Source organism: Romboutsia lituseburensis DSM 797, assembly GCF_900103615.1.
Lineage (GTDB): Bacteria > Bacillota > Clostridia > Peptostreptococcales > Peptostreptococcaceae > Romboutsia_F > Romboutsia_F lituseburensis.
Genome location: NZ_FNGW01000001.1, coordinates 576,884 through 598,321, shown reverse-complemented (window position 1 = coordinate 598,321; position 21,438 = coordinate 576,884). Strand labels below are relative to the sequence as shown.

At 27.5% G+C, this 21,438-nt stretch carries 16 protein-coding genes and 1 other annotated feature; of the genes, 12 read left to right on the top strand and 4 right to left on the bottom strand.

Translation table 11 applies throughout. The features are described from left to right. Window positions 1-18: 18 nt before the first annotated feature. Window positions 19-1,119, bottom strand: coding sequence for an AI-2E family transporter (locus BLP75_RS02800; RefSeq protein ID WP_092722650.1), 1,101 nt, complete (start codon window positions 1,117-1,119; stop codon window positions 19-21). Between the two features lie 238 nt (window positions 1,120-1,357). On the opposite strand from BLP75_RS02800, the gene cspBA (BLP75_RS02795) reads away from it, so the two are divergent. The 5 genes from cspBA (BLP75_RS02795) to BLP75_RS02775 all read left to right on the top strand — a co-directional run bounded on the left by cspBA (BLP75_RS02795) (window position 1,358) and on the right by BLP75_RS02775 (window position 11,797). After that, window positions 1,358-4,690, top strand: a complete 3,333-nt coding sequence (gene cspBA, locus BLP75_RS02795; protein ID WP_092722648.1) for a bifunctional germination protease/germinant receptor pseudoprotease CspBA — start codon at window positions 1,358-1,360, stop codon at window positions 4,688-4,690. 16 nt (window positions 4,691-4,706) lie between these two features. Then, a complete protein-coding gene (gene cspC, locus BLP75_RS02790; protein WP_092722647.1) occupies window positions 4,707-6,395 on the top strand; it encodes a bile acid germinant receptor pseudoprotease CspC in 1,689 nt (562 codons plus the stop codon). Window positions 6,396-6,401: 6 nt separating this feature from the next. Continuing rightward, a complete protein-coding gene (gene cspBA / locus BLP75_RS18475) occupies window positions 6,402-9,839 on the top strand; it encodes a bifunctional germination protease/germinant receptor pseudoprotease CspBA (protein WP_278335039.1) in 3,438 nt (1,145 codons plus the stop codon). A 16-nt stretch (window positions 9,840-9,855) separates the two neighbouring features. Further along, the gene (cspC, locus tag BLP75_RS02780; RefSeq protein ID WP_092722643.1) at window positions 9,856-11,541 is read left to right on the top strand and encodes a bile acid germinant receptor pseudoprotease CspC; all 1,686 of its coding nucleotides are present in this window, start codon (window positions 9,856-9,858) and stop codon (window positions 11,539-11,541) included. Between the two features lie 61 nt (window positions 11,542-11,602). Continuing rightward, the gene (locus tag BLP75_RS02775; protein WP_092722641.1) at window positions 11,603-11,797 is read left to right on the top strand and encodes a CDIF630_02480 family spore surface protein; all 195 of its coding nucleotides are present in this window, start codon (window positions 11,603-11,605) and stop codon (window positions 11,795-11,797) included. 68 nt (window positions 11,798-11,865) lie between these two features. Here BLP75_RS02775 and BLP75_RS02770 read toward each other — a convergent pair whose 3' ends face one another. Next, a complete protein-coding gene (locus BLP75_RS02770) occupies window positions 11,866-12,501 on the bottom strand; it encodes a DUF4397 domain-containing protein (RefSeq protein WP_170139074.1) in 636 nt (211 codons plus the stop codon). 69 nt (window positions 12,502-12,570) lie between these two features. Continuing rightward, window positions 12,571-12,966, bottom strand: coding sequence for a hypothetical protein (locus BLP75_RS02765; protein ID WP_092722638.1), 396 nt, complete (start codon window positions 12,964-12,966; stop codon window positions 12,571-12,573). 251 nt (window positions 12,967-13,217) lie between these two features. On the opposite strand from BLP75_RS02765, the gene BLP75_RS02760 reads away from it, so the two are divergent. From BLP75_RS02760 to rbsD, 7 genes are all read left to right on the top strand, one after another. Beyond that, window positions 13,218-13,397: a hypothetical protein gene (locus tag BLP75_RS02760; RefSeq protein WP_092722636.1), complete on the top strand. Its 180-nt coding sequence runs from the start codon at window positions 13,218-13,220 to the stop codon at window positions 13,395-13,397. Between the two features lie 50 nt (window positions 13,398-13,447). Further along, window positions 13,448-13,690: a DUF3885 domain-containing protein gene (locus tag BLP75_RS18595; RefSeq protein ID WP_092722634.1), complete on the top strand. Its 243-nt coding sequence runs from the start codon at window positions 13,448-13,450 to the stop codon at window positions 13,688-13,690. A gap of 214 nt (window positions 13,691-13,904) precedes the next feature. Beyond that, window positions 13,905-14,145, top strand: a binding site (T-box leader). A 145-nt stretch (window positions 14,146-14,290) separates the two neighbouring features. Next, on the top strand, window positions 14,291-15,691 hold the full coding sequence (asnS, locus tag BLP75_RS02750; RefSeq protein WP_092722632.1) for an asparagine--tRNA ligase: 1,401 nt from the start codon (window positions 14,291-14,293) through the stop codon (window positions 15,689-15,691). 205 nt (window positions 15,692-15,896) lie between these two features. After that, window positions 15,897-16,592 (top strand): response regulator transcription factor, encoded by a 696-nt coding sequence (locus BLP75_RS02745; protein ID WP_092722630.1) that lies wholly within the window; start codon window positions 15,897-15,899, stop codon window positions 16,590-16,592. Between the two features lie 12 nt (window positions 16,593-16,604). Beyond that, complete coding sequence (locus BLP75_RS02740; RefSeq protein WP_092722628.1) at window positions 16,605-18,608, top strand: sensor histidine kinase; 2,004 nt, start codon at window positions 16,605-16,607, stop codon at window positions 18,606-18,608. 193 nt (window positions 18,609-18,801) lie between these two features. Beyond that, window positions 18,802-19,851, top strand: coding sequence for a LacI family DNA-binding transcriptional regulator (locus tag BLP75_RS02735; protein WP_330385771.1), 1,050 nt, complete (start codon window positions 18,802-18,804; stop codon window positions 19,849-19,851). Window positions 19,852-20,141: 290 nt separating this feature from the next. Further along, entirely contained in the window at window positions 20,142-20,537 is a 396-nt protein-coding gene (gene rbsD / locus BLP75_RS02730) for a D-ribose pyranase (RefSeq protein ID WP_092722624.1), read from the top strand. Window positions 20,538-20,636: 99 nt separating this feature from the next. On the opposite strand, the gene BLP75_RS02725 is transcribed toward rbsD, so the two are convergent. After that, window positions 20,637-21,302, bottom strand: coding sequence for a Bax inhibitor-1 family protein (locus BLP75_RS02725; protein ID WP_092722622.1), 666 nt, complete (start codon window positions 21,300-21,302; stop codon window positions 20,637-20,639). Window positions 21,303-21,438 lie beyond the last annotated feature (136 nt).

Below are 21,438 nucleotides of genomic sequence, written 5' to 3'. Positions count from 1 at the left end.
CTTTTATTACAATTAATATTAATCAATTTTGCAGTTCATATTTTTATGCCTAAACTCTATATATTCACCAAGATATATTTTTACAACACCCATTATAGGCACTGATAAAATCATACCTGGAATACCAAAGAATCCACCACCTACAGTTACTGCAAGTATCGTTAAAAATGGACTAAGCCCCAATTGTCCACCTACTATCTTAGGTTCAATTACAGCAACTTCTAATTGCTGAACTAAAAGTAGATAAACTAGAGAGAATAATGCGATTTTAGGATCATAAAATAAATTTATTATAACTACAGGTGTCATACCTATTACTGGACCAAAGTATGGTATTAAATTCATAATACCAATTAAAGTACCAAATAGTAGCGCATATTTAGATTTTAAGAAATAAAGACCAATAGCAGACAATAAACCGACAATAAATGAATCTAATATTTTTCCAGTAAAGTATTTACCTATATTAGTATTTAGTGTATTACCTACATCTAAAGTTAATTTTGCATACTTTTCGCCAAATGTTATATAAAGTACTTTTTTATAAAAATCAAAGAATTTTTCTTTTTCTAAAATTATATAAAAACAAATTATAAACGCTAAAACAAATTGAACAATAAATTTAGATATAGAGAATGTGGTATTAAATATCTGACCAATATATCCAATAAGGAAATTACCTATCTCAGGCATAGCAGACATTATTTTATCTCCTACTTCTTTTAAAGTTTTAGGATCAACATTTTTTAAACTGTTCCCTAGATCAATAAAGAAATATTGTGTTTTTTCTACATACAGTGGAAATTGGCTCACCATATCAGCAATACTACTTATTATTATAGGTGCTGTAAATAAAATAAATGAACCTATTAGTAAAATTAAAAAGCCATATGTAATAAGTAACGCAAAAATTCTTTTTATATTTAATTTATTTTCTAAAAAACTCACAATAGGATTAAATATATATGCTAATATAAATGCAATCACAAAAGGAGTTAAAAGAGATAAAAGCAACCCAAATATTCCAAAGAAGTATTCATAGCTATCTATAACTTTTATTAAAAGATATGATATAACAACTGTTATAACAACACTTAGATGAAATTTTTTATCCTTCAATATAACACATTCCTTTCAGTTTAGATTATCAATTAAAAATACTAAATTTAATCAATATATGTATTATACAATAAAAATATTAATATTTCCTATATATAATAAATATTTATTTAATAAAATACTTAAGAAAAAAATTTATTTATTAAAGTCCAAGCATAATTTTAGAAGATATAAATAAAATAAATATTTACAACATAAATTTAAAATATATGCATTGTATATTTTGTATATGGAGGAGATGATTAAAATAGATTATGAAGTTGTAGTCAAATATCATGGAGATATATTAATTTTAGAGTCAAAGCTAAATGTATCGGTAGAACTATTAGCGTGCAACTTTGCAATTATAACAGCCAAGTCTCAGGACGTTATAGGTGAATTATTAAATTACCCACAAGTTGAACATATAGAAACTCCTTTTTTATTAAATGAGCAAGACTTAGAAAGCTTTGCAAGTACAGGTATAACAAGTTTTAAACAAAGTACAAATTTAACAGGCAGTGGGGTTATACTTGGAATTATTGATTCAGGTATTGATTATAGATTACCTCAATTTAAAGATAAAGAAGGTAAATCAAAAATACTATATTATTGGGATCAGTGCATAGACGGAAATCCACCTGAAGGATTTAAAACTGGGACTTTATATAATAACAACGATATAAATGAATCTATTCAAGGAAAAAATATAATACCTATTTCACCAACTAATAAACATGGAACTCATATTGCAGGAATTAGTGCTGAAATTGCCCCAGATGCAAACTTAATAGTTGTAAGAGTAGGTACTAATAAAACGTGTTCAACTGCAAAAAGTACAGATTTTATGAGAGCTATAGAGTTTATATTAACTAAATCTAAAGGACTTAATATGCCCGTTGCATTAAATATAAGTTATGGAAGTGGCGAAGGGGCGCATATGGGAATGTCTTTATTTGAACAGTATATAAATCAAATGAGCTCTTATTGGAAAAACAATATTATTGTTGCAGCTGGAAACAATGCAGATAAAGGAAGACATAAAAGTATTGAAATTAAAGATAAAATGAGCAAAACAGAAGTAGAGTTTGTTGTAGGGAGAAATGAAAAAACATTAAATATAAATATATGGCCAGATTTTGCAGATAATTTTTATGTTTATTTGGTGAGTCCATCAAATCAAAGTACTAAACCTATTTCACTAACATCAGGAGTGATAAAAAATATTATAGATAACACTAAAATTAAAGGGTTTTATTTCTCAGTACCTCCAGATCAATTAGTAAGAAGACTTATAATACAATTAACTTCAGATGAGTATATAACATCAGGGGTATGGAAAATAGTATTTTCTCCTATTACTGTTATTACAGGTAATATAGATCTCTATATATCAGAAGTTGAAAGATTAAATACAGATACTAAATTTATATCACCCACAAAAAAATTAACTATAACTCTTCCAGGAAGCGCGAAACAAGTTTTTACAGTTGGAAGTTATAATACAAAAACAGATTTAGTTTCAGACTTTTCTGGTCAAGGAGACATAGAGAGATGTATGTTTAAACCGGACTTATTAGCTCCAGGGGAAGGTGTTTCGTTGTTAATGCCTGGCGGAGATGGGAAAGCTTTAAGTGGAACTAGTATATCAGCAGCTCATGCAACAGGTATCGTAGCACTATTATTTCAATGGGGAATAGTACAAAAAAATGATGAAACTTTATATGGACAAAAATTAAAAGCACTTCTTATTAGATCAGCGAGAAGGAAAAGTAACTTTAGATACCCAAGTAATTCATCAGGATATGGATATCTATATTTATCAGATATAAGCTTAAATTTAGTAATATCAATAAATAAAGAAGATTTAATGTATAGGAATAAAAAAAAAAATAAAAGAAAAAGGGAACCTAGATATGTAAGGCAATTATTAAAGGGAATAGAGCAACTTGAGGTTGGATTTAATTTAATACACGGTCCAGGGCTAGAAGAAGCTCTTAGCAAATTAGATGCAATATATAGATATTATAAAATATCTGATAACTTTGGGATTGTATTTACGAATCCATCTAAGCTTTGGTATATAGATGAAGTTTTAACACTAGGAAGTATAAAGAGGTCAGAGTACTTTGCAAGACTTGCAAAAATGAGTGAAGTAAGCCAAGGAACTTCAGGTGGAACAGTAGCGTTAGAAGATATAGGTGCAAATTATTTTAAAAATAACCCAAACGTATCTATAACTGGAAAAGGTGTATTTATAGCAATAATAGACTCAGGTATAGATTATTTACATGAAGATTTTATATATCCAGATAGAACTAGTAAAGTTGCATTTTTATGGGATCAAACTAAGGATGGAAATCCACCTAAAGGATTTGCAATTGGTACGGAATATACAAAAGAAGATATTAATAAAGCTATACAAAATAATGATGCAACATTATCTGTAGATGAAGAAGGTAGTGGAACCATGCTAAGTGGAATTTGTGCAGGGTTAGGAAATTTAAATAAGGAATATGCAGGTGTAGCTGAAGATGCAGAATTGATAGTTATAAAAATGAGGAAAATTGGTGGTTATTATAATAATGCTATGTTATATGCAGCTATAGAATATATAACACAAAAATCATTAGAACTAAAAACACCTGTTGTAATAAATATTTCATTAGGAACTAATAATATGGTTCAACTTAATTCAAGAGTAATAGAAGAAAGGACATTTTTTACAAGAGGAATATGTATTGTAGCAGCTACAGGAAATGAAGGAAATGCACAAACACATACATCTGGACAAATGAAATTTAAAGAGGATATAAATGAAATAGAAATAGAAGTAGCAGAGGATGAGCCATTATTAGAGATACAGGTCATAGTAAATAGACCTGACAAAATTAAAGTAGGCATAGTATCACCATCAAATGAAGAAAGTAGATTATTAGAAGTTTCAAATTACAATGAAATAACAGGTTTATTCGATTTAGAAGGAACTGAATATTTAATAACATATATATATCCAACCTTATACTCAGGGCAACAACAAGCTACTATTACATTGATTAATGTAACCAAAGGAATTTGGAAATTACGATTAGTAGGTCAATATATAACTAATGGAAGATATGAAGTATATTTACAAAACAGAGTCTTTTTAAAACCAGGAACAAAATTTAGAGATCCAGATCCAGGAAATACAATAAATTATCCTGCTGTATATGAAGATATAATTAGTATTGGAGCTTATGACACGAAAAATGATAATTTATGGCCTCAATCATCAAAAGGACCTACTGTAGAAGGATCTTTAAAGCCGGCTATAGTAGCACCTGGAGTTGATATTATAGCACCTTATCCAGGAAATAAATATGCAACTATAACAGGAACTGCTGTAGCTGCAGCATATACATCTGGTGCAGTAGCTCTTTATTTACAATATACATTAGTTGATAGGAGATATATGAATAGAGGATTTGTACAACAAATAAGAACATATCTAAGAGCAGGAGCTAAAAGAAGTGCAAATATAAGTTATCCAAATTACGGATATGGTTATGGACTATTAAATATAAAGGGTGTATTTGACCAGTTAAGGTAGTGAGGTGATTAAAAATATGGAAAGAGCTTATATTATAGTTTATCAAAGTAATATAGAAGAACTTGAAGCTACTTTAAAATCTAATGGAATAGAACGATATATAATTTTAAATAATCAAATAGCCAGTATTTATATACCATTAGCTTTTAGAGAAGAAAAGCTAAATACTATAGAGATAATATCTTGGTGGCAAAGGTCGAGCCCTATGAGTTCATTAATACAACTTAATGAAGGTGTAGAAGGCGGAGATTCAGTATCAGCAGCTTCAGGCATTGATTTTGTATATAACAACCCATATCTTAATATTACTGGCAAAAGAACCATAATCGCCATAATAGACTCAGGAATAGATTATCTACATCCAGATTTTATAACCAAAGATGGAACAAGTAAAATTTTAGCTATATGGGATCAAACTAAAGAAGGAACGCCACCAGATGGATGTTTATTTGGAGATATGATTACTAGAGAAGATATAAACAAGGCAATAACCGAAAATGACTCTTCTTTAACCGAAGATAATGTTGGTACAGGAACAATAGCAGCAGGGATAGCGTCAGGGAGGGGAGCTTTAAATTCAAATTACAGTGGAATAGCAGTAGACAGTGAACTTGTAGTTGTAAAGTTAAAAGAATATAAAAATAGATTTGATAATGGAAAAAGAAATTATCAATCAGCCGATTTTTTAGCAGCAATAAAATTTATTGAGGATATTTATAACTCTGAGGACAAAAAAAAGAATATAGTAATAAATATGACAGTAGGTAAAGGTTCAGTTTCTTCTGTAGAGGCATCTTTTTTAGATACATTTTCATATTTGAGAGATTCTGGTGTAATTGTAGTTGGAGGAGCTGGAAATGAAGCAAACACAGATATACATTATCATGGTGTTATGCAAAGCACTGATATTTATCAAGATATAGTTATTCAAGTTGGAAATCAGATTAATTTAGAATTATATATATATGTTACCGGACCTGATAAAGTTAGAGCGTTATTAATATCACCATCAGGAGAACTAAGTTATGAGATTGTTTATGCACCAGATAACTATGCGTATACAGGCAGATTTAATTTAGAAAATACATCATATGAAATGCAATTTGTATATCCTTGGATAGAAACAGGATCACAAAAGTTATTCATGGATCTTTATGATATAAAGCCAGGTGTATGGATTTTAAGGCTAAAACCAGAATTTATAATAAATGGAATTTATGATGTTTATCTTCCTAATAAAAATTTAATATCTGAAAGTACACGTTTCTTAGATCCTCAATCAACAGAAACTATAACGTCTTATGGAGTTATAGAAAATGTAATTACAGTAGGTACATTTAACAATAAAACAGATAGTATATGGATAGGGTCCTCAAAAGGGCCTGTTAATGGATGGAGAATAAAACCTGATATAGTAGCTCCAGGTGTTGATATAATAGCACCTTATATCAACCAAAGTTACAATAAGGCAACAGGAACAGGTGTTAGCAGCTCTATGGTAAGTGGGGTTTTAGCTATTTTAATGGATTATATAACTCAACAGAGTATATTTAGTAGAAGATCTATGTATACTCAAGTTTTAAAGACCTATTTAATGTTAGGGGCTACCAAGCCAGAAACTTATGTATTTCCTAATATAGTTCAAGGATTTGGAATATTGAATTTAAAACAAACTTTAAAAGCAATTTCAGAGATATTAGAATAATAACGTATTTTAAAATATAAAAAATATTATAAAAGAAAGGAGGAAGTAGAGATGGACTATGAAGTTGTAGTTAAATATAACGGAAATGTATTGAGATTAAAAGATGAACTTGGAGTATCTATAGAACTTTTAGGGTACAATTACGCAATAATAATTTCAGATACTGAAGAGAAGATAAACAGATTATTAGACTATGAAGAAATAGAATACGTAGAAAAACCATTTATACTAGAAACACAAGATACTCAGAGTTTTTCAGCTACTGGTATAACTAGGTTTAAACAAAGGTATAACTTAACAGGAAAAGGGACTATATTAGGAGTTATTGATTCGGGGATAGATTATACCTTGTCAGAATTTAGAGATAAAGATGGTAATTCAAAAATATTGTACTATTGGGATCAATCAATAGGAAACAATCCTCCACAAGGGTTCAAAGAAGGTACTTTATACACAAATGAAGATATAAATAAAGCTATAAAAGGAGAAATTAATATACCAATATCTCCAACAAGTAGCCATGGGACTCACGTAGCTGGTATTTGTAGTCAAATAGCCAATGATGCAAATTTAATAGTTGTAAGAGTTGGAAGAAGGCAAACAGATTCTTTTTCAAAAAGTACAGAATTTATGAGAGCTATTAAATTTATGCTGGATAAGGCGTTGGAATTAAAAATGCCAATATCTATAAATATAAGTTATGGAAGTAACGAAGGCTCTCATAAAGGGTTGTCATTATTTGAACAATATATAGATGAAATGGCTGGATTTTGGAAAAATAATATTTGTGTAGCAGCAGGAAACAATGGGGATAAGGGAGGGCATAAAAATATAAATATAAAAGGGTCAGATCGAACTGAAGCAGAATTTATAGTAGGCCCAAATGAAAAACTGCTAAATATTAATATATGGCCAGATTATATAGATGATTTTTATGTATATTTAGTAAGCCCATCAAATAAGCAAACACAATCAATATCTTTAAGCTCAGGAGAAGTAAAAAACATCATAGATCAAACTAGAATAAAGGGGTACTTTTATCCTATACCACCATACTCACTAATAAGAAGAATAACTATTCAGATGAGCTCGCTTGAATATATAAATCCAGGTATTTGGAAAATTGTATTTATACCAATAGATGTTGTGTCAGGCAATGTTAACATATATTTACCAACATCAGAAGGATTAAGCAGAGAAACTAGATTTGTTAGTCCGACTAAACGTGCTACTGTAACTGTTCCGGGAACAGCGAGTAAAGTTGTAACGGTAGGAAGTTTTAACTCTAGGACAGATAATGTATCTATATTTTCTGGAGAAGGAGATATAGAAAATGGAATTTATAAGCCTGATTTATTGGCACCAGGAGAGGATATTGTATCTGTTTTACCTGGAGGAAATACAGGTGCATTAACAGGAACCAGTATGGCAACGCCACATGTAACAGGATCAATAGCTCTTTTAATGGAGTGGGGAATAGTTAATAGAAATGATTTATATTTATATTCTCAAAAAATGAAAGCATTATTAACTAAACATGCACGACGTACCCCTGGAAATACATACCCAAACAATTCTATGGGATATGGTTTTTTGGACTTATCTCAAATAAGTCTGACAACAATACAAAATATGAATCAAGAAGAGTATTACAGATGTAAAAATATTAAAAAAAAAACAAAAAAACATAAAAAATCCACCAACTATAAAAGAACACCAGACCAAACTGTAGATCAATTAACTAATGAGGAAATTGAAAAACTGACGCCTTTTGATTTACAAAGTGTATCTAAATATGGCGTTTTAGGAGGAATAAATATAGTCCATAAACCTGAATTTGAAGAAGAATTTAAAAAATTAAATACTAAATATTATATGTATAAAATAAGTGATAATTTTTCTGTGATATTTATAACTGAATCAAATTTAGAAAATATAGAAAATGTAATGTCTTTAAAATCTGTAATTTCAATTGAGCCTTTTACAAGAATAGCGTTGCTTTCAAAAGTAGAGCAAGGCACAACACAATCAGTATCAGCACTAGAAGATATAGATGCAACTTTTTTTAAAAATAATCCAAATATAAATGTAAATGGAAAAGGTGTTATTATAGCTATCATAGACACTGGAATAGACTATTTACATGATGCATTTATATATCCTGATGGAACATCTAAAATTCTTTATTTATGGGATCAAACTAAAGAAGGCAATCCACCAAAAGGTTATTATATAGGAACAGAATATACAAATGATCAAATAAATGAAGCTATAAAAAACAAAGATTCTACTTTATCAATTGATGAAGAAGGCAGTGGAACAATGCTAAGTGGAATATGTGCAGGATTAAAAACTACTAATGAAGAGTATGCAGGAATAGCTGAAGAAGCTGAATTAATAGTTGTTAAATTAAACAAAATAGGGAATTATTACAATAATGCCACAAGTTTTGCAGCAGGGATGTATGTTTATCAAAAATCACAGGAATTAGGTATGCCATTAGTAATAAATGGATCTTTAGGGAGCAATGAACTAGTTGCTATAAATCAAAGGATATTAAGTAAAACTACATTTTTTACACCTGGGGTTTGTGAGGTTAGGGGAGCTGGAAATGAAGGCAATACACAAACACACACATCTGGAAAATTAAATTTTATTGGAGAAGAAAAGATAGTAGAGCTAGAATTATCAGAAGATGAAGAACGTATAGATATTCAACTATGGGTGGTTAGGCCTGACAAAATAAACGTAGGTATAATATCTCCAAGTGGGGAAGTTAGCAAAATACAACCTGTATCTAATTATAATCTAATTACTGGTAAATTTGACTTTGAGGCAACTAAATATATAATAAACTATGTTTATCCAACCGCATATTCAGGTCAGCAACAAACGAATATTACATTACTAAATGTTAAAAAAGGAATTTGGAAAATTAAATTAGTGGGTGAATATATAACAAACGGTGTATACCAGATATATTTACCAAATAGGGTATTTATAAAAAATGGAACTAAATTTAGAGAAATAGATCCACGATATACAATCAATTACCCAGCTACATTAGAAGATACTATAACAGTTGGGGCATATGATACTATAAATAATAGCTTATGGCCTGCATCTTCCAGGGGACCTATTATAAATGGAATGCTAAAGCCTGATGTAGTAGCACCAGGGGTTAAAATTATAGCTCCATATCCTGGTAATAAGTATGGAAATATAACTGGAACAGCAGTTGCAGCAGCTCAGGTATCAGGTGCCGTAGCTTTATTTATGCAATATATTTTAGATGATAATGATTATGAAGATAAAGCTTTTGTGCAAAAAATAAATACTTTTATTAAGGCAGGAGCTGTAAAAAATAAAAATATAGATTATCCGAATGAAAATTATGGATATGGTTTATTAAACATAAAAAATATGTTTGAGCAATTAAAATAGAGAGGTTGTTTATAAAATGAGCAAATCATATCTAGCAATTCCAAAAGGTAATATTTTGAAAATGGAACAAGATTTAAAGAAAGATGAATTAATTAAATATGTTATTTTAAATGATCAGTTAGCTACGTTATATGTATCAGACGATTTCGAGGAAAAAAATTTAAATAATATAAAATCTATTGCTTGGTGGCAAAGGTCTGCACCCATGAGTACATTGATTAAAATCACAAATAATGTAAAACAAGGTGAAAGTGTTACAATAGCAGCAGGAACAGATTATGTATATACTAATCCATATTTAACGATAAGCGGAAAAAAAAATATAATAGTAATAATTGATTCAGGTATAGACTACCTTCATCCAGATTTTATAAATGAAGACGGAACAAGTAAAATTATAGCAATTTGGGACCAAAATTTAGATACTGGAAAGCCTCCAGAGGGTATATTTTTTGGAACTGAGTTTAATAGAGAAGAAATAAATGAAGCTATAAAGAATAAAGACGGCAGTTTAACTACAGATACGATAGGAACAGGAACAATAGTAGCAGGAATATGCTGTGGTTATGGCAATAAAATTCCAGCGTATAAAGGTGTAGCAATAGATAGCGAGCTACTAGTAATTAAATTAAAAGAATACAAAGATACCTATTGTGAAGGGAAAATAAACTATCAACATGCGGATTTTTTAGCTGCAATAAAATATGCAATAGATATATGGAAAAAACAAGATAATCTAATGATTATAAATTTAACTGTTGGATTAAGATCTGCTGCAATAATGCTTGCTACATTTTTAGATTCATTCTCAGACTTAAAAAAATCTGGAATCATAGTAGTCGGAGGTGCTGGGAATGAAGGGAATACAGATATACACTATGAAGGAAATGCTAAAGGGATAAATGACAAACAAGATATTATAATACAAGTTGGAGAACAGATAAACTTAGATATAGTACTATGCACAACAGGACCTGATAAAATAGGAGCATCCTTAATATCTCCCTCAGGTGAATTAAGTTATGTTATTCAATATTCACCTGAATATTATTTGTATAGAGGAAGGTTTAATATAGAAGATACAAAATATGAAATGAGGTTTATATATCCGTGGTTAGAAACGGGTAATCAAGAATTAGTTATAAATTTAATTGATATAAAGCCAGGAATTTGGACCTTAAGGATATTACCAGAATATATAGTAAATGGAAATTATGATATATACTTGCCAAATAAAAATCTTATATCACCTGATACGAGATTTATAGATCCTAATTCAAGTTCAACTATAACGTTATGTGCAACTACAGAAAATATAATTACTATAGGATGTTATAATGATAAAACTGATAGTATATGGATAGGTTCATCTAAAGGTCCTGTAAAAAATAGAATGATAAAACCTGATATAGTTGCTCCAGGTGTAGATATAATTTCTACATATATAAATGGTACGTACAATACTGCAACTGGAACAGGAGTAAGCACATCTATAGTTTGCGGTGTTATATCATTACTTGTAGAGTATTTTAAAACACAAAGTTTTTATAGCAAAACATCTTTATTTACAGAAACTATAAAAACATATTTAATGTTGGGTGCAAGTAAAAAAGATATATATACATATCCAAATATTTCTGGAGGATATGGAAACTTGGATTTAAAACAAACTATAATACAAATTGCAAATAACCTTGAATAGGAAGTATTTTATGATTATTATTGGTTAAAAATAATACAAAAGAAAAAAAGAGGTGATTATTTTGCAAAGTAAAAAAGCTAAAGCATTAAGTGGTGCTAATAACAAAAGACTTACTAAACACAGACCAACTAATAATGCACAGACAGCTGCTTGGGCTGATATAGATAAGTTAAAGCCAGAAAGTAAAGTCTCAATACCATCTTTAAGTAATGTTGAAGAAGCTAAAGAGTGGGTTGATGATGGAAGTAGATTATAAACATTATTTCTAAATAAAAATACCTCAAAGTTAATATATAATACTTTGAGGTATTTTTATTTTCTTATTTAATCTCTAACAACTGTGTTTACAAATGCTGTACCATCTCTTGATTGAAATACTTGGAAGTTTGCAAAATTACCTAGTAAATATAAAGAATATACTCTATCTACATTTACTGCTATTTGGTTACTTCTAAGAAGTCTTCCTGATTTTTCAAGTACAATATCAAGAGTATATATATCGTAGGCAGGAACCTCTACATAATCTGTAACTTCTCTAAAATCTACATCTGGAAAAACTATTTTATCGTTCAAATAAATATTTAATTTAGGCAAGTTAGGTGATAGGTGAACTATCCTAACTTTAGATAAATCACTATTTTCAGATTCTTCTTTAGCTTCGTTAATAAGTAATAACTCTAAATCATCTTCATATCCTGTCATAGCAAGTGTGGACATCTTATCTCTTTGAACTTCTAAGCTTTCTCTAAGAATAGGATTTTCTCTAGTGCCTGTTTCAAATATAGTAACTTCGTAAGTTCCTTCTGGTACATATATATAAGGTGTAAACTGAGTAAATAATATTCTATTAAAAAATAAACTATTATTAAAATAAATATCTACAGGTTTACCTCTAGGAACAGCGTGTAAAAACCTAATTATTGAATAATTTTCATCATATACCCTTGAATCACTTTTCAAATTATTCTCCCCCTTAAATATTATAAGCTACATATTATAATATTTAAAAATATGTTTTTTTGATACTACTTATTCACATGGAATAGTAATGTATGATCCTGATTGAACTTGATAATCTTCAGATATAAGTCCTTCATTTTCTTTATAAACAACTTTCCTAAAATTTTCTATATCATCAATATTGTTATTGTAAAGTTTTATAATGTCATCTAAAGTTTCACCAGATGAAACTAAGTGTTTAATAAGATGTCTATCTTTCATAATGCTTGAATAAGCTTTTTCATATGGTATTTCAGCTATACTAGAAAATGCAGGAACATTTTCGACTAAGTAATCTACACTATTATCTAAACAAGTTATATAATTATAAAAACCATCTCTAAATATATTTTTAAATGAATCATCATTTTTAGTAGAAGGAGCTATAAATGATAAAATAATTAGAAAAATTAGAAGATATTTCATAAAATTCACCTCCTAATTATGAGTATTGATAAAATATTAAAAAATAATCAAAAGGTAATAATTTTTAATATCATATGTAGTCAAACTCAAGCATTAAATGAATACCTTAAATTAAACTTTTTTTAATTAACTTTAAAAAATTTAAAAAATAAAATAAAATCTTAAATTTTTTGTTTAAAAAATTAACTGAGGTGTATATATATTAATGTGAAAGACAACTTAGTTAAACAAAATTTAGGAGGTATTTAGTTATGATAAAAGTATGTTCAATGTGTTCTGGAATGAGTATAGATGATTTAAAAAATGCACTATTAGGAAAAGAAATAGAAGATATGTGCATAGGTGAATGTGGAAGTGAATTTGTAGGTTATGTAGAAGATGATTTAGTAACAGCATCTTCACAAGAAGACTTTATAGAACAAGTTAAATAATTAGAAAAGTAGCAAAATAAATATTTATTTTGCTACTTTTTTTATGTAAAATGTTATTTGTTAAGTTAAAAATAAATTATAAAGTAAAAGATATAGATTATAAAAAACTAATATTACATTTATGTGGTCACGAAGTAGGCCTTGATGTAAAAAGTATGAGCCACTATTTCATAATAAATAAAACTAAAAAAATATGTTATATTATGCTTGATGATAGACGTTTAGATTTAGCTTTTGAAAATGACATACAAAAAAAGAAATATAAAAGAAAATATAACAAAACATATAAATAAATATATTTAGTATAATGGCATTTTTAGTTTATTATATAATTATATAAAATTGTATTAGTAATATTTTATTTAAAAAAATTAAATAAAATATTAAAAAAATAAAAAATACATTTGAAAAATATAGGATAAAATAAGATAAAACTAAAAAAATAAAGCATTGACTTAAAAAATATAAGTTGGTATAATCTTCTTAAATAATCGAAATACTATTAATACAAAGACTATGAAGAGAAGAGTAGATATAAAAGGTAGTTTCAGCGAATTGAGGGTGGTGTAAGCTCAGTACGAAATTTATATTGAAGAACATCTCGGAGTCTCTAACCGAAATCAAATGAGAGTAGGCTTAGACGGTAGGTCCCGTTATAGACTGTAAGCAATGCTTAACTAAGAGGTCAAATTTATTTTTGGCAACTAGGGTGGTACCGCGAGAGAATAACAAGTCTTTCGTCCCTTTTTTATAGGGATGAAGGGCTTTTTTTATTATATAAAGCTACATCCTTATACATCAAAACTAATATTTAAGAGCTAAAAAGCACATTTATAAAATGGTGTATATAAAATAGTTCGAAAAATTACTTAAATTAATGAGGAGGAATTAAAATGCAACAAGAATTTTTAACTGTAAAAGAATTATACAGAAGCAAAGAAGAATACGTAGGAAAAACTGTAAAAGTAGCTGGATGGATAAGAACATCTAGAACATCTAAAAACTTCGGATTCATAGAATTAAATGACGGTAGTTTCTTTAAAAATATGCAAATAGTAATAGCTGAAGATAAATTAGAAAATTTCAAGGAAATAGGTAAATTACCAATAAGTTCATCAATATTAGTAGAAGGTGAATTAGTTTCAACAGAAGGTGCTAAGCAACCAGTTGAAATACATGCAACAAATGTAGTAGTAGAAGGTGAATCTGATAGTTCATATCCACTACAAAAGAAAAGACATACATTAGAGTACTTAAGAACAATAGCTCACTTAAGACCAAGAAGTAACACTTTCTCTGCAGTATTCAGAGTAAGAAGTTTAGCAGCATATGCTATACACAAGTTCTTCCAAGATAGAAACTTCGTATATGCACATTCTCCAATCATAACAGGAAGTGACTGTGAAGGTGCTGGAGAAATGTTTAGAATAACTACTATGGATTTACAAGATATCCCAACAACTGAAGAAGGAAAAATAGATTACTCTAAAGATTTCTTTGGAAAAGAAGCAAACTTAACAGTAAGTGGTCAATTAAATGCTGAAATAATGGCACTTGCATTTAGAAATGTTTATACATTTGGACCAACTTTCAGAGCTGAAAACTCATTCACACAAAGACATGCATCAGAGTTCTGGATGATAGAGCCTGAAATATGTTTTGCTGACTTAGAAGATAATATGGAGTTAGCTGAAGACATGATAAAATACGTAATAAGCTACGTAATGGAAAATGCTCCAGAAGAAATGGAATTCTTCAATAGCTTCATAGATAAAGGATTATTAGAAAGATTAAATAATGTAGTAAATTCTGAATTTACAAGACTTCCATATACAAAAGCTGTAGAAATGTTACAAGAATCAGGTCATGAGTTTGAATACCCAGTTAATTGGGGAGATGATCTTCAAACAGAGCATGAAAGATACTTAACAGAAGAAATATTCAAGGCTCCAGTATTCGTTACTGACTATCCAAAAGATATAAAAGCATTCTACATGAGAATGAATGAAGATGGAAAAACAGTTAGAGCTATGGACTTATTAGTTCCAGGAGTTGGAGAAATAGTTGGTGGTTCTCAAAGGGAAGAAAGAGAAGATAAATTACTTGAAAGAATAGAAGAAATGGGATTAAAAAAAGAAGATTACTGGTGGTACTTAGAGCTTAGAAAGTTTGGAACAGCTACTCACTCAGGATTCGGATTAGGATTTGAAAGAATCATAATGTACATGACAGGTATGTCAAACATTAGAGACGTAATACCATTCCCAAGAACTCCAAAGAATGCAGAATTCTAATAAAGAATTTTAGATACAGACCACACCCTTTAAAGGGTGTGGTTTTTTGATTGTTTTAAAAATTATTGTATTTTGTAAGAAAATCTTAAGAATTAGGATAGGTTTTTCTTAAGATTTTATATTTAGTATATAAAAAGAAAGGTTAAGATAGAGAAAGGAGATGGTGTATAATAAAAACGACGATCAAAAGAAGTGAGGGGTTAATATGAAAAATGTACTTGTAGTAGATGATGATGTAGAAATAGTAGATTCTATAGAACTTTATTTAAGAAATGAAGGAATAAATATATTTAAGGCGTATGATGGAATGCAAGCTTTAGAAATTTTAGTAAGTAATGACATACATTTAATCTTGATGGATATTATGATGCCAAAACTTGATGGAATAAAAGCAACCATAAAAATTAGAGAAGAGAAAGAAATACCAATAATATTAGTATCAGCAAAAAGTGAGGATGTGGATAAAATAATAGGTTTAAACATAGGTGCAGATGATTATATAACAAAACCATTTAATCCTCTAGAACTTGTAGCTAGAGTTAAATCACATCTAAGAAGATATTTAAATTGGAGTAATTATAATGATTTAAATGACATATCAAATTTACAAAGTGGAGAGCTAGAATTAAATACAAAAACTAATGAAGTGTTTGTAGATGGAGAATGTGTAAAGTTAACACCTATAGAGTTTAAAATACTTAAACTATTAATGACTAATAAAGGGCAAGTATTTTCTATAGAACAAATTTATGAAAAAGTATGGAATGAAAATAGCTTTAATGCAGATAACATAGTAAGTGTTCATATTAGAAGGATAAGGGAAAAAATAGAAATAAATCCAAGAGAACCTAGATACTTAAAAGTTGTATGGGGAGTTGGATACAAGATAGAAAAGTTATAAAAGGGTGGTTGTATGAAAAAAATAGATAATAAATTTTTAAAATATATATTTTTAATAATAGCTTCTTTGGCTCTTGCGGTATTTTTTACTGGTGTACAAGAATTAAAACTAGGCAATGCATATCAAACAGTGAAGCCAGGAAATTTAATTAGAAATGATAAAAGCATTATATCTGATAATTTTTATGAATCAGCAAAATTTGAAAATGAATTTCTTCAAAATATAGTTATTACACTAACGGGATCTACGTCAGATAAATGGAGTAATGAAAATGATAAAAATGATGCAAAAGAAGTTCTTAAGGATGTAAATCAGATAAAGTTTTTTATTGAAAATAGAAAAAATAATGAGATTTATACTAACACAAAAAGTAAAAGTTCAGATGAATTTAAATCCAAGGAAAGTGGATATTGTAATATAGATATTAATTTTTCAAACGGAGAAGGATTGTATATTAGAAATATAAATAATGCTATAAAACAGGCTAAATTTGATACAAATAGATTTAATGGATTATGGGATGATGATAATTTAAGTATAAATATGATATATCCTAAAGAGCCTAGTGAATATAGTAAAGATAAATATTTCTATGAAGGCGATTTATTAAATTTTTATAATGACTTTAAATATAATATAAATATAGTAAATGATTTAATTACAACGTCAATAGTCTCAGGAGCAATTGGACTATTAGCACTAATCTTATATTCAATAAATAAGTCAAAATTATTTAAAAAACAATATTTAAAACTTAGTAAAATACCAATAGAAATATATATAGGATTTATATATATAGCTGGATATTATTCATCAATGTATTTTAGCTATATACCTTCAATAACTATAAAATTTGCATTCATACTTTTGGTGCTGATGTTTATTAGCTATGTTAATACTTTTAATGAGAAAAAAAATATATTAAAGAATAGTCTAATAGCTAAATTATATAGTTATACAAAAAAGTTAGGCATAAATATTAAAAAAAATATAAAGAAAATACCATTAATATCAAGACTTATTATAATTGGGATTAGTTCAATTGTAGTTATAAGCTTTGTTATGCTTATACTATATACAAATTGGTATTGGCAAAATTCGAAGTTAACTCTTGTTATTTGTATTTTAGTCCCAAGTTGTTTAATAAGTTTTATAGTTTTGTATTTTATAAAACAAATAATATATATTAATGAAATAATAGAAGGCGCTGATAAAATAAAAAATGGTGAAGTTAACCATAAAATTGAAATAAAAGGAAACAACAATTTTACTGTATTAGCTGAAAATATAAACAACATAAGTCAAGGCTTAGATAATGCTATAGAGGCAAAAGTTAAAAGTGAAAGAATGAAAAGTGAACTTATAACAAATGTAAGTCATGATTTAAAAACTCCTTTAACTGCTATTATTAACTATATAGGGTTAATAAAAAAAGAAGAGAATATACAACCAGATTATTTAAAAGATTATGTTAATATATTAGATAAAAAATCAAAGCGATTAAAATTACTAATAGATGATTTGTTTGAAGCAAGTAAGGCTAGTAGCGGGAATATAAGTTTTAATATAGAAAAACTAGATATAAATCAACTTCTAAAGCAAAGTATAGGAGAAAATGAAGAGAAGCTCACAAAATCAAATTTAGATATAAAGTTAAAACTACCAGAAGAAAAAGTCTATATAAACTGTGATGGTAAGAGAATGTATAGGGTTTTTGAAAATTTATTAAGTAATATTTCAAAATATTCATTAGAAAATACAAGAGTTTATATTGAAACAAAAGTAGTAGATGATAATGTGTATATATATATGAAAAATATAGCATCATATGAATTGAATTTTGAAGCGGATGAGATCTCTGAGCGATTTAAACGAGGAGACTTATCTAGAAATACAGAAGGTAGTGGATTAGGTCTAGCCATAGCAAAAGACCTTGTAGAACTTCAGCAAGGGGAATTTAATATAGAAATAGAAGCAGATCTTTTCAAAGTAGAATTAATATTTAAAAAGTCGTAAAAGTTAATCTTAAATAAAAAAACTATCATTAATGATAGTTTTTTTATTTAGCTAAAACTTAACTAAACATATAAAATAAAACAGCGAAAAGTCAATCAAATTACATATAATTAAACTGAAAAAAACATGTAAAAAACATGTAAAAATACTTGTTAAAGATATATAAATATTATAAAATGAAGCTAGGAAAACGATACTTGAAAAGCGGGAAGATCTAAATATAAAAATTGAAAAGAGGGAAAAAATGAATCTTAAAATTAAAGATATAGCTAAAAAATCTGGTGTTTCAATTGCAACTGTATCTAGATACTTAAATAATTCTGGTTATGTAAAGTCAGAAACAAAAGAACTAATAAAAAAAGCAATAAAAGAATTAAAAAGTGAAGAGGGTAACTTATATGCAAAAAATATAGCATTGATTTTACCAGATTTATCAGACTTGTTTTTTGTAGATATATTAAAGGGCATAAATGAAGAGGCAATAGAAAATGGATATAATTTAATTTCTTTTGATAGCAATGAAAATATAGATAGAGAATTTCAGATAATAGATTCATTATCTAATTTTGACATAGGGGGAGTGATAATTACGCCTTGTTCAAGTAGTTTAAAAAATAGTAAAAAATATTCTGAAAGATTAAAAAGTCTAAATATTCCTGTAGTAATTGTAGATAGAGATTTGATTTATAGCAATTTTGATGGAGTATTTATAGATGATAAAAAAGGAGCTTTTGATGGAGTAGATATGCTAATTAATGCAGGTCATAAAGATATTGCAATAATAACAGGACCTTTACATAATAAACCTAGTATTGAAAGACTAGAGGGATATAAAGAGGTTTTAACTTTAAATAATATAGTAATAAAAGATGAGTATATTCATGAGGGGGATTTTCATGTTGACTCAGGGTATACACAAACAATAAATATATTGAAAAATAATAAAAATGTAACTGCTATATTTGTTAGTAACAATATGATGATGCTAGGTTGCATAAATGCATTAAATGAAAATAATATAAAAATTGGAGAAGATATATCTCTTGTAGGATTTGATGACTTAGAATTTTTAAATTATGTAGGAATGGAAATAAGTGTAGTCGCAAGACCAACAGCACAAATGGGGCAAATTGCATTTGATTTAATTCAAAAAAAAATAAATGAGTATGAACTATATTCTACTCAAAATATAGTACTAAAGCCATATTTAATAAAACGAGGATCAGAAAAAATTAAAAAATAATCATATTTTAGATAAATATGCTTATATAAAGAATAAAAAATAGTATTAAAATTAATATATAAAGTTATTTAATAAAAATATATATTATAAAAGAATCAATAGTATTAAAGTGGTAGTGAAATTAAATTAAGTTTTTTAGCAATAAAAATTTATATTAGAATAAATATGTGTAAATTATATGTAAAAAATATGTAAATAAATATTGATTATTATGTAAAAATGCTATATTATAAAAATAAGAAAACGATATTTTAAACGAATTATAAATTTCAATTTTTAGGAGGCAACAAATGAAAAAATCAGTATTAATAAACAGCGAAATATCATCAGTTATAGCAAAAATGGGACATACAGACATGTTAACAATATGTGATAGCGGTCTTCCAATACCAAAGAATGTAGAAAGAATAGATCTAGCATTAAAACATGGAATACCAACATTTTTAGATACATTAGACACGGTACTTGAAGAATTACAAGTAGAAGAAATAGTAATAGCTACTGAAATAGAATCAGTAAGTAATGAAATGTACAAAGAGATAGAAAGAAGATTTAAAAATGTAAAAATAACTAAAGTAGCTCATGAAGATTTTAAAGTTATGACTAAAGAATCTATGGCGATAGTTAGAACGGGAGAATTTACTCCGTATGCAAACATAATATTAAAATCAGGTGTAGTGTTTTAATTAGCAAATTACAGATATATTAAATTATAAAAAGGTATGAAAATAATTTTTCATACCTTTTTATATTTAATATAGAATCATCAATCTATTTAATTTATATTATTTTACAAACTCTCTTACTAGTCTTAATAAATCTAAAAGTAAATTTACAAAGTCTAGATAAAGATTTAAAACATGTATAGACAAATCATCTTTATCTACTATGTTTCCTTGTTCTATGTCATACTTTAATAAACTAATATCATATAAAATATATCCAGCAAATATTGATATACCTAATATACTTACAAAAATATTGAATATTTTAAAATTAAAGAAAATATTGAATATAAGTAATACCAATAATGCTAATAAACCAGGAAATAAAATTTTTCCAAGACCTAAGTAATGTCCAGCTTCTTTTTTTAAAGATATAAATGATAAAGCTGCAAACATTACAATTACTCCTATAAGTATATTTATAACAATAATAGAGCCTAAATCACCTATATACATTTGTAGTATAGGATACATTGCAATACCATCAATGAATGTAAAAATATAAACAAAATTCATTGAAAATCTAGTCGGTATGGCATTTTTTTTGGAGAAAATAGCCATAATTACTAAGAATAATAATAGAAATATTATAAGAAAGTTAGCTAAATAAGCAACACTTTCAGGTAAAAACATTTGACCAAGTATAAAACCTATAAACATGAATAGCACTGAAATTGCTAAATATTTAAAGACATCTGATATAGGATTCACTATTTTTTTATCCATCTGAATCTCTCCCTTGAAACTAAAATTTGAAATCATTATATCATAAATATATTGCTAAAAATTTACAAAGTTGTCATACATATTTAAAATATGTAAAAAATAAATAATAAATTAATTTAAAAAAATATAAAATTAA

Bases quoted from the DNA above. Each gene is read 5' to 3' on its own strand.
- cspBA (WP_092722648.1), top strand. From the start codon at position 1,358: ATGATTAAAATAGATTATGAAGTTGTAGTCAAATATCATGGAGATATA.
- cspC (WP_092722647.1), top strand. From the start codon at position 4,707: ATGGAAAGAGCTTATATTATAGTTTATCAAAGTAATATAGAAGAACTT.
- cspC (WP_092722643.1), top strand. From the start codon at position 9,856: ATGAGCAAATCATATCTAGCAATTCCAAAAGGTAATATTTTGAAAATG.
- BLP75_RS02765 (WP_092722638.1), bottom strand. From the start codon at position 12,966: ATGAAATATCTTCTAATTTTTCTAATTATTTTATCATTTATAGCTCCT.
- BLP75_RS02760 (WP_092722636.1), top strand. From the start codon at position 13,218: ATGATAAAAGTATGTTCAATGTGTTCTGGAATGAGTATAGATGATTTA.
- BLP75_RS18595 (WP_092722634.1), top strand. From the start codon at position 13,448: ATGTTATTTGTTAAGTTAAAAATAAATTATAAAGTAAAAGATATAGAT.
- asnS (WP_092722632.1), top strand. From the start codon at position 14,291: ATGCAACAAGAATTTTTAACTGTAAAAGAATTATACAGAAGCAAAGAA.
- BLP75_RS02745 (WP_092722630.1), top strand. From the start codon at position 15,897: ATGAAAAATGTACTTGTAGTAGATGATGATGTAGAAATAGTAGATTCT.
- BLP75_RS02740 (WP_092722628.1), top strand. From the start codon at position 16,605: ATGAAAAAAATAGATAATAAATTTTTAAAATATATATTTTTAATAATA.
- rbsD (WP_092722624.1), top strand. From the start codon at position 20,142: ATGAAAAAATCAGTATTAATAAACAGCGAAATATCATCAGTTATAGCA.
- BLP75_RS02725 (WP_092722622.1), bottom strand. From the start codon at position 21,302: ATGGATAAAAAAATAGTGAATCCTATATCAGATGTCTTTAAATATTTA.